The sequence below is a fragment of the Nostoc sp. CHAB 5715 genome (genome assembly GCF_020829685.1).
Taxonomy (GTDB): Bacteria; Cyanobacteriota; Cyanobacteriia; order Cyanobacteriales; family Nostocaceae; genus Nostoc.
Genome location: NZ_JAIVFR010000172.1, coordinates 1 through 9,709 on the forward strand (window position 1 = coordinate 1; position 9,709 = coordinate 9,709).

General features: G+C 43.8%; 9 protein-coding genes, 2 pseudogenes and 1 riboswitch. Of the genes and pseudogenes, 10 read left to right on the plus strand and 1 reads right to left on the minus strand.

The window, feature by feature from the left end; all coding sequences use genetic code 11:
- The first annotated feature begins 321 nt into the window (after positions 1 to 321).
- Positions 322 to 454: riboswitch (cobalamin riboswitch) on the plus strand.
- From cobG to LC574_RS11715, 9 genes and pseudogenes are all read left to right on the plus strand, one after another.
- Positions 428 to 2,074, plus strand: a complete 1,647-nt coding sequence (cobG, locus tag LC574_RS11675) for a precorrin-3B synthase (protein WP_229453674.1) — start codon at positions 428 to 430, stop codon at positions 2,072 to 2,074. (Overlaps the previous riboswitch by 27 nt.)
- 238 nt (positions 2,075 to 2,312) lie before the next feature.
- A complete protein-coding gene (locus LC574_RS11680; RefSeq protein WP_229453675.1) occupies positions 2,313 to 2,939 on the plus strand; it encodes a precorrin-8X methylmutase in 627 nt (208 codons plus the stop codon).
- A 2-nt stretch (positions 2,940 to 2,941) separates the two neighbouring features.
- Positions 2,942 to 3,646: a precorrin-2 C(20)-methyltransferase gene (locus LC574_RS11685; RefSeq protein ID WP_229453682.1), complete on the plus strand. Its 705-nt coding sequence runs from the start codon at positions 2,942 to 2,944 to the stop codon at positions 3,644 to 3,646.
- A 98-nt stretch (positions 3,647 to 3,744) separates the two neighbouring features.
- Positions 3,745 to 4,065, plus strand: coding sequence for a type II toxin-antitoxin system HicB family antitoxin (locus LC574_RS11690; protein ID WP_229453676.1), 321 nt, complete (start codon positions 3,745 to 3,747; stop codon positions 4,063 to 4,065).
- A 199-nt stretch (positions 4,066 to 4,264) separates the two neighbouring features.
- Positions 4,265 to 4,591: a helix-turn-helix transcriptional regulator gene (locus tag LC574_RS11695; protein ID WP_229453677.1), complete on the plus strand. Its 327-nt coding sequence runs from the start codon at positions 4,265 to 4,267 to the stop codon at positions 4,589 to 4,591.
- Positions 4,592 to 4,696: 105 nt separating this feature from the next.
- Positions 4,697 to 5,758 carry an ACR3 family arsenite efflux transporter gene (arsB, locus tag LC574_RS11700; protein WP_229453678.1) on the plus strand — a complete coding sequence of 354 codons (1,062 nt, stop codon included), beginning with the start codon at positions 4,697 to 4,699 and terminating at the stop codon, positions 5,756 to 5,758.
- Between the two features lie 123 nt (positions 5,759 to 5,881).
- Positions 5,882 to 6,352, plus strand: a complete 471-nt coding sequence (locus tag LC574_RS11705; RefSeq protein WP_229453679.1) for a dual specificity protein phosphatase family protein — start codon at positions 5,882 to 5,884, stop codon at positions 6,350 to 6,352.
- A pseudogene (locus LC574_RS11710) lies at positions 6,349 to 6,624 on the plus strand (NAD(P)H-dependent oxidoreductase); the annotation flags it as partial. The gene LC574_RS11705 and the pseudogene LC574_RS11710, both read left to right, overlap by 4 nt.
- Positions 6,625 to 6,776: 152 nt before the next feature.
- Positions 6,777 to 7,175: pseudogene (locus LC574_RS11715) on the plus strand (NAD(P)H-dependent oxidoreductase); the annotation flags it as partial.
- Here LC574_RS11715 and LC574_RS11720 read toward each other — a convergent pair.
- Complete coding sequence (locus LC574_RS11720; protein ID WP_229453680.1) at positions 7,172 to 7,414, minus strand: hypothetical protein; 243 nt, start codon at positions 7,412 to 7,414, stop codon at positions 7,172 to 7,174. The pseudogene LC574_RS11715 and the gene LC574_RS11720 sit on opposite strands and share 4 nt — an antisense overlap.
- Before the next feature lie 720 nt (positions 7,415 to 8,134).
- Between LC574_RS11720 and LC574_RS11725 the strand changes: the two genes are divergently transcribed.
- On the plus strand, positions 8,135 to 9,598 hold the full coding sequence (locus tag LC574_RS11725; protein ID WP_229453681.1) for a calcium-binding protein: 1,464 nt from the start codon (positions 8,135 to 8,137) through the stop codon (positions 9,596 to 9,598).
- Positions 9,599 to 9,709: the final 111 nt, after the last annotated feature.

The following is a 9,709-nucleotide window of genomic DNA, read 5'->3' on the forward strand; positions in this document are numbered from 1 at the left end:
ACGTGTCAACTTAACGTAAAAGCCATGTCCCGCAAGGAACTGAAGTTCCTTGCTAATAGCGAAAGTCTTCTTTTGATGACTAAATATAGCCAAAAATCTTTAGTCTACTTCAGTAGACTTTAGCTATAAGCCCTGAAATTCATTTCTGGGCGGGCGTGTCAGCCAACAGATAAGCGATTTTTAGCTTAAGTTGACACCAATGAGCATTGCTGTGCCCCTACCGCGTGGTCTATTTACCTGAAAATAGCTGTAAACTAATTAGGCGTTACTACATGAGCGTCTTTGGGCGTGGATAGGTTGATTCAAAATATGAAGCATTAAATATTCTGACTACGTTCTCGTGCTAAATTACTAAAGCTTGGAGTTGGGAAACTCCGGTGAAATTCCGGGACTGTGCCGCAGCTGTGATGGGATCACCCAAGTCAGAATGCCAACTCTCAAGATGTCCTCAAGACACGCTCACCATCTACTCCCTGCGTTGCACGGGGAAGGAGTTCTAAGTTTGGTTTCTGGATTTGCCACTTGTCCTGGCTTGTTTTATGCTACACCCGCCGCCGATGGTATATTATCTCGCATTAGAATACCAGGTGGAATTATTAGTAGTCAGCAGTGCCGTGCGATCGCAGATATAGCAGAACAGCACGGTGGCGGCTATGTAGATGTGACTAATCGAGCTAACCTGCAAGTCCGTGAAATCCGCACGGGGATAAATGCTGAGGTTCTGAAACATCTACAGGATATAGGATTGGGTTCTCGCAATCCTGTTGTAGACCACATCCGCAATATTATGACCAGCCCAACTGCTGGTATCGACCCGCAGGAATTAATCGACACCCGCCCTTTTGTCCAAGGTTGGGATGATTATATTGCTGCACATCCGGCGCTTTCGGGACTGTCGGCAAAATTTAGCGTTTGCTTTGATGGTGGTGGGATAATTCGGGTGTGCGATCGCTTGAATGATATCTTATTTGCTGCTGTCTTAGTTGACGGTAATGTTTACTTCCGCCTCCATCTCAGTGTAGGTGCAAAGGGTCAACCGCCCAGCGATATGGGAATTTTGTTGCCACCAGAGAAATGTTTGCCCGTCTTGGCAGCTTTGGCGGATGTCTATCTAGCTCATAGTAATACTACAAGTAAGCGTAAGCTACGTCTCTTAGAGTTATTAAATATTTTGGGTTGTGAAAATTATCTCCAGGAAGTTAAACAGTGTTTACCTTTTTCTCTTTTATGCAGTGAAGTAAGAAAAGACCTAACCCCCCAACCCCCTTCCCTCGTAGGGAAGGGGGAGAAATTCTCCCCTCTCCTTGCAGGAGAGGGGTTGGGGGAGAGGTCAAATGCTAAGTATCAGCATATTGGTATCCACCCGCAACGTCAGCAAGGCTTATTTTACCTTGGTGTCGTCTTACCCCTTGGGCGACTGGAGAGTAGCCAGATGCGGGGTTTAGCAGATTTAGCAGCAAAATACGGTAGCGGCACTCTTCGGTTAACCCCCTGGCAAAATTTGCTGATAACAGATATTCCTCAGCAATGGGTTGCTGATGTCCAAAGTGAAATTGTTTTCTTAGGATTGGATTCCTCAGCAACTAACATCAAGAGTGCATTAGTTGCCTGTTCTGGAAAAAATGGTTGCGCCGCTTCTGCCACAGATACCAAAGATCATGCGTTGGCATTGGCAAAGTATCTTGAAACTCGGGTTACTCTGGATTGTCCAGTTAATATCCACTTTAGCGGCTGCGAAAAATCCTGCGCCCAGCATAGCAAGAGTGATATTACTCTGCTTGGTGTCAGCATTGAGGCTGACAATGGAACTGTGGAAGGCTATCACGTTTATGTTGGTGATAGCAAGGAGAAATTCGGATGTGAACTATATCAAAATGTAACTTTTGCCAAACTACCTGCATTAATAGAGCAAATGCTATATGTATATAAAATTCAACGTCTAAATTCTAATGAGTCTTTTGGGGAATTTGCTAATCGATATGCGATCGCCCAATTACAGCAGTTATTTAATATTATTCTTAATTCATTTGTAAATAACAAGATTCCCAACTTTTTAGAGAAGTCGGCAATCTGAACCTTTCGATTTTTATTTGTCAATCTAAAATCCTAAGCTGATGCGCGTCTAGATTGTACATTGCAATCGTTAATATTGTCCTTTGAAATACAAATGACTAATACTTCGACTACGCCCTTCTCTACGAGAGGCTGCGCCAACGGCTACGCTCAGGACAAGCTCAGTACAAGTGACAAATGACTAATGACAACCCTTACGAGTAAATATCCAATTTTATTTGCGTAACAGCTTAAATCGAATGCCCGACTACATCCGAGATGCCAACGAAATCTACCGCAATTCCTTTGCAATCATCCGGTCAGAAGCGAACCTAGATGTGCTGCCACCAGATGTAGCAAAAGTTGCTGTACGTCTCATTCATGCCTGTGGAATGACGGATATTATCACTGACTTGGGATATTCACCAACAGCAGTACAATCTGCAAGGGCAGCCCTAGCAGCAGGAGCGCCAATTCTGTGCGACTGCCGAATGGTTGCTGATGGCGTTACCAGGCGGCGGTTGTCTGCAAATAATCAAGTTATCTGTACCCTTAATGAGCCGGAAGTGCCAGAAATTGCCCAGCGTCTAAATACTACAAGGTCAGCGGCAGCCCTGGAATTATGGCGATCGCACCTCGAAGGCTCGGTGATCGCAATTGGCAATGCGCCCACAGCACTGTTTAGGCTGTTAGAAATGCTCGATGAAGGAGCGCCCAAGCCTGCTATTATCTTAGGCTTTCCAGTTGGGTTTGTCGGTGCAGCCGAATCAAAAGCCGCATTGGCAGCAGACAGCAAAAATGTACCATTTTTAACCTTACATGGTCGGCGCGGTGGGAGTGCGATCGCAGCCGCAGCAGTTAACGCCCTGGCAACGGAGGAAGAATAATGATGAAAACTAAAGGTCGTCTTTATGGAATTGGTGTCGGCCCAGGCGATCCCGAACTATTGACTCTGAAAGCACTGCGGTTATTACGTGCGGCTCCTGTGGTAGCCTATCAATCAGCCACAGATAAAGAAAGTATTGCTAGAGCGATCGTGGCGCAGTATCTACCTGGCAATCAAATTGAGGTGTTATTTCATCTCCCCCGCGCTTTGGAACCAGAAAAGGCCAAGTCTATTTATGACAAGGAAATTGAACCAATCGCCGACCATTTAGCAGCCGGTCGAGATGTCGTAGTGCTGTGCGAGGGCGATCCATTTTTCTATGGTTCGTTTATGTACCTGTTCACGCGGTTATGTGACCAGTATGAAACAGAAGTTGTCCCCGGAGTTTCTTCGCTGATGGCTTGTCCGGTAGCCTTGGGTGTACCTTTCACCTACTACACCGATATCCTCACAGTCTTACCCGCGCCATTGCCAGCAGAAGAACTAACTACACATCTGCTGATGACCGATGCAGCCGCAATTATGAAGCTAGGTCGTCACTTTACCAAAGTACGAGATATTCTGCATAAATTAGGGCTAGCATCACGGGCAAGATATATTGAGCGGGCATCAACATTACAGCAACGCATCGTACCTCTGGATGAAGTTGATCCAGCCAAAGTACCCTATTTCTCAATGATTGTGATTCCAACTAAGAATCGACTATAGACCTTAAAATAATTCGTAATTTGTAATTCGTAAGTAGGCGAGAAGAAATCAAAGGTTCTTGACAGAAACGGGGATTAAAGAAGCGGGGACTGAAAACGATGAAATATAAAGGATATGAAGCATCTGTAGAATTTGATGCTGAGGCAGAAATTTTTCACGGTGAAGTAATTAATATTCGGGACGTGATTACTTTTCAAGGTAGTAGCGTAGATGAACTAAAACAAGCTTTTTCTGATTCAGTGGATGATTATTTAAATTTTTGTAGAGAACGTGGAGAGGAGGCTGATAAGCCATTCTCAGGTAAATTCATGGTGAGAATTGACCCTGATTTACACAAAAAAATTGTATTTCTTGCAAAGAAAGAGGGACAAAGCCTTAACTCCTTGGTCGAAAAAAGCTTGCGCCTGTACGCTAGTTAAGTTAGTTAACTAATAGCAATTACAGCACGAATACCAAAAAAACTCGGTCAAGCAATTATCATTATCAATAAATCTTCAAAAACAAGACAGTACTCCAATTACTGCTGGTGGACTTTTTTGGTCAGACACTTCGGGCCTTTTTAAGTACTAATACTATTCAATTAGACTTTACCATAAAGAAATACTTCAAGAAAAGTTGATGGTTTCTAATAGCACCTTCACTCCTGATACGATCGCTGCTGGCTTTTATGCCCTGTCTGACCCCCTACGGATTAAAGTATTAGAACTTCTGCGCTCTCAAGAACTATGCGTGTGTGACCTGTGCGACCATCTGGGAACCACTCAGTCTAAACTGTCTTTTCACCTCAAAACCCTGAAAGAAGCTGGCTTAGTTCGCGCTCGTCAAGAAGGGCGCTGGATTTACTACAGCCTCAATCTGCCGCAGTTTGTTGTTTTAGAGCAGTATCTAGCAGAATTCCGCCGCTTTAGCCCAATATTGCCTATTCGTCCCCCCTGCGAAACTTAAAAATCCATCAATTTTTTTTGTAATGTTTTGTTTCCTGCTAGCTCTTTAGACATTGACAAATCAATTTTTTTTGAAATGATAGAGGTATGCTCTTGATATAGGTCAATGAACAAAAAGACTTCAAAACACCTCTCTTTTATTGACCGCTTCCTGACCTTGTGGATTTTTTTAGCAATGGCTCTTGGTGTTGGTGTGGGCTATTTCTTTCCTGGAGTAGAAGCCTTTATCAACCAGTTCCAAGTAGGAACAACGAATATACCAATTGCCATTGGGTTAATTCTGATGATGTATCCGCCCCTAGCCAAGGTGCGGTATGAAGATTTAGGGGATGTATTTCGCAACGGTAAAATTCTCGGTATATCACTACTTCAGAATTGGATCATTGGGCCAATTCTGATGTTTGCTCTAGCGGCTACCTTTTTACACGGTTATCCAGAATACATGACGGGATTGATTCTGATTGGATTAGCTCGTTGTATTGCAATGGTAGTTGTGTGGAGCGACTTGGCACGAGGCAATACAGAATACACGGCTGGATTGGTTGCTTTCAATAGTATCTTTCAAGTTATCTTTTATAGCCCTTATGCATGGTTCTTCATGACTATACTGCCGCCACTATTTGGGTTACAAAGCAGTGTTGTTAATGTCAGCATTGCCGAAATTGCCCAAAGTGTGTTTATCTATCTTGGTATTCCCTTTTTAGCTGGATTTTTCACTCGTTACTTCTTAGTAAAAGTGAAAAGCAAGCAGTGGTATCACGAGGAATTTGTGAATAAAATTAGCCCGATCACGTTGATTGCTCTGTTATTTACAATCGTGGTTATGTTCAGCTTGAAAGGGAATTTGATCGTTCAAATACCCTTAGATGTGGTGAAGATTGCAATTCCCCTGATTGTCTACTTCGTCATCATGTTTCTGGTTAGCTTTTACATGGCTTGGCGGATTAAGACAGACTATTCTAGAGCCACAAGTGTAGCATTTACAGCCGCCGGAAATAATTTTGAACTTGCGATCGCAGTTGCGATCGCAGTATTTGGCATTAATTCGGGTGTTGCTTTTGCTGCCGTCGTCGGGCCTCTGGTGGAAGTGCCTGTATTGATTGGTCTTGTTAATGTTGCTTTCTGGTTTGAAAAACGTTATTTTTTGCCATCAGAATCAAGAACCTGATTGATAAATTTAGTCTTTAAACCTCCCTTGGACATCCAGTCGCACAGAATCCATGCTGGATTCTGGCTCCTGAATTCTGAATTCTTCTTCGGTAATACTGAGATTAAACTAAGGCTCGAACCAATGGAGCAAGAAACAATTCAACCAATTTCAGAGAACCTGTGGTGGGTAATTCCAGGAAAACTGGCAGGTGTTCGTAAGCCAATGGCAGAGGAGTTGACAGAGTTACGGGCTACTGGTATTAGTGCGATCGTCTCCCTTATGGATGACCCCTCTAACCTAGATTTGTATCAAAAAGCAAACATTCCTCATCTGTGGTTGCCAATCAAAGGTGGCACTGCACCCAGCCTAGAGCAGCTTCAGGAATTACAAAACTTCATTGACTCTCAAAAAGGCATTGGCAACGCTGTTGCAGTTCATTGCACCAGTGGAAGGCGAAGAACGGGAACGATACTGGCTTCTTACCTGATTTACACTGGCTCGTCTTTTAACGACGCAATACAGAAAATCCAACACGCAAATCCTGATGTTGAATTGCGAGAAGCCCAAAGCACCTTTTTGCGAGAGTTGGAGGAGAATAAACAATTACCATGACGACATTTGACCATCCCCCCAGAATTTTGTTTTTGTATGGTTCCCTGCGTGAGCGTTCCTATAGCCGCCTCTTAGCAGAGGAAGCAGCACGTATCATTGAAGAATTTGGCGCAGAGGTAAAGTTTTTCAATCCACGCGAACTGCCGTAAATCGGCAGCGTACCTGACACCCACCCGAAGGTGCAGGAGTTGCGTCAATTAAGCTTGTGGTCAGAAGGTCAGGTTTGGTCTAGCCCAGAACTGCACGGTCAGATTTCTGGCATTATGAAAAACTCCACGCCACTTGCGGGATGGAGTTTTTGGGCATGGGGAATCGGGCATGGGGCATGGGGAAGAAGTTACCAATGCCCAATGCCCAATGCCCAAAGCGGCGGGGCGGCTATCCCTCTCCACCCACGAGGGGATGGAGTTTCCCGCCGCTTTCAATGAAAAACCAAATTGACTGGATTCCGCTCAGTATCGGAGCCGTTCGCCCGACTCAAGGGAGAACTTTGGCACTCATGCAAGTAAGTGGCGGATCTCAGTCTTTTAACGCCATCAACACATTAAGAATTCTTGGGCGCTGGATGAGGATGTTCACTATCCCGAATCAATCTTCAGTGGCTAAAGCATACGAGGAGTTTAACGAAGACGGTACTATGAAAGATTCGCCCTACCGCGATCGCGTTGTCGATGTCATGGAAGAACTTTACAAATTTACCTTGCTATTGCGTGACAAAGTTGATTATCTCACAGACCGCCACAGTGAACGTAAAGAAAAAGCTACTAAAGAGACAATCAAGATAGCTTCTCAAGCTCTTGAAGTTAACTCTAATATAGCTTAGTACAACATTTCATTAATTCGTAGCGAATTAAATTTGGCAATACCCTGCAATGCCAATGCATCGACTAACAATGCCAATGCATCGGCTGACAATGCCAATGCATCGACTAACAATGCCAATGCATCGGCTGACAATGCCAATGTATCGGCTAACAATGCCAATGCATCGACTAACAATGCCAATGCATCGACTAACAATGCCAATGCATCGGCTGACAATGCCAATGCGTCTTTTTGCATTAAAAACGTTACGATTTTACGCAAAGCTGTACTTAGTCCCCTCCTCGCTAGCGGGGAGGGGAGACAAAGCGTAGCTTTGGCGGGGTGGGGTTCTTCGGTTTTAATAAGCAATCAAGTGGACATGATATAAAACTTTGTTTATCCGTGCTTGTTTCCAAACAAGGATTTTTTAGCTTTGTTGATCAAGCAAGGCTTTGAAAAAGATTCAAAATCAGCATGTTATTTTTCTCTCTTCAGAGATATAAAAAAGAGTTATTTACATAAGCCAAATTTATCCGGTCAATCACTATATAAATTATTTTCCAAATATAAAAATAAATGGTTTGGTGATATTTTGGTAAAAAAGAATGGTATTATCTGGCATAGCGTACCACTACGCTAAAGGACTTCCAAATAAAAAATACTCAACTACTTTTTGTGCGGGCTAATTTTTCACGTAATCTGGAAAATCCCACGAAAAACCTAACCCCCTAACCCCCTTCCCGACGCGGGAAGGGGGAAAATTCAAAGTATCTCTCCTAAAAGGAGAGAGATTTAGAGAGAGGTTTTTCAGATACCGTGAAAAGTCAGTTTGTGGCGTGGGCTTCTCTCTCGCCTGCTTTTTGCTGCGGGTAAAATGCCCACCCCATAAGATTGGATAATTTATTTTTTGGAAATCCTTAATTACATCTTAACTGAAGATAAATTCACACCAAACGTTTAATCAGGAGAGAAAGTTTTATGGCTGATACCATACTATTTCAAGGTAACAGGTACATTGCGGATACTACTTTTCTTGCCGAATTTTATGGGGCGCAAACTGCCACCAATTTTGAAGTACTCTATAGCAGTGGCGTTCTGAAGTCTAGTTATGTAGGTGTTAATTTCACCTATAGTTCAACCGGATTCTTTAATTCTGGAACCATCACTTCTCAATTTGGCTTCGGAAGTAACGGCCAAATCACAAGCCAGGACACAAATCTGATTCTTGACGTTGCGACAAGAAATAGCCTTTTAACTGTCGGCACGTCAGGATACGACTATCGTCAATATGTTTATCGAGGTAATGACAGTATCCTCGGATCTTCCGAGGATGATAGCTTTGAAGGCTCCAAAGGTAACGACACCATCAATGGTGGGGCGGGTATTGATGTCATAAGCTTCCAAAAATTTAGTGAGGGAGTAATTGTTAATCTCTCAACAGGGCTGGCAGTTACTTCTTTTGGCACATCGGTTATTTCCAACGTCGAAGATATCGAGGGATCAGCATTCGGCGATATACTGACTGGGAACTCTGGAAATAACCAGATTCAAGGGTTTGGCGGCGCTGATAGAATTAATGGCGGTGCAGGATTTGATACTGCTGTCTATTTCGACGCTAGCTCAGGAGTCGGTGTTGATTTGTCCGCCGGACTTGTTGTTGGTGGTAGCGGTAATGATACTTTAGTTTCCATTGAGCGAGTGTTGGGATCTCGTTTTAGTGACGTGCTGATTGGTTCTAATGCCAATGAATCTTTCTTAGGGGGATTTGGTGACGATTCTATCGATGGTGGGGGTGGCATTGATACCGTTGAGTACGGTTTTGTCGGTTCCAGCGTTATCGTAGACCTTGCTAATGGAGTTGCTATTGGTGGTGCAGGAACCGATTCTATTTTCAACGTTGAAAACGTAAAAGGCTCGATTTTCAATGATGTCCTCTTCGGTAACTCTGGAGCCAATGTTATTAATGGCGACAATGGAGATGATATTTTAAGTGGTGATCTTGGTGCTGATACTCTAACTGGCGGCCAAGGCGCAGATATATTCTCCTTCCAGTTTGGACAATCATTAGTATCAGGAAGCGATCGCATTACTGATTTCACCATTGGCACAGATGCAATTGGTTTACTGACTTCAGACCCACTAACCGTGACTACACCTAGCAGTTTTACCCGTGCCGCCGATAGCACTGCCACCACCTTACTAAATTTAGCCAATCAGGTATTTACCGATGCTAATGGAGCCTCAGCCGGAAATCAAGCTTTAGGGGTGAGTGGTGCAGCCTTAGTCAGAGTCACAAGTGGAGCGATCGCCGGAACTTATCTAGCGATCAATAATAGCACTGCTGGTTTTCAGGCGAATAGTGATTTGTTAGTCAATTTAACAGGATTAACGGGTACTTTACCGGCGTTAGGAAATATTGCAGTGAGCAGTTCACGAGAATAGTCTGCCAAAATCTGCTCAGAGCGTTTGCGCTCCGTAATGTCCTGAAAGGCAACGAGCGCATACACAATTGCTCCCTGCTCATCCAGAATGGGCGTTCCTAATACTTCCAAC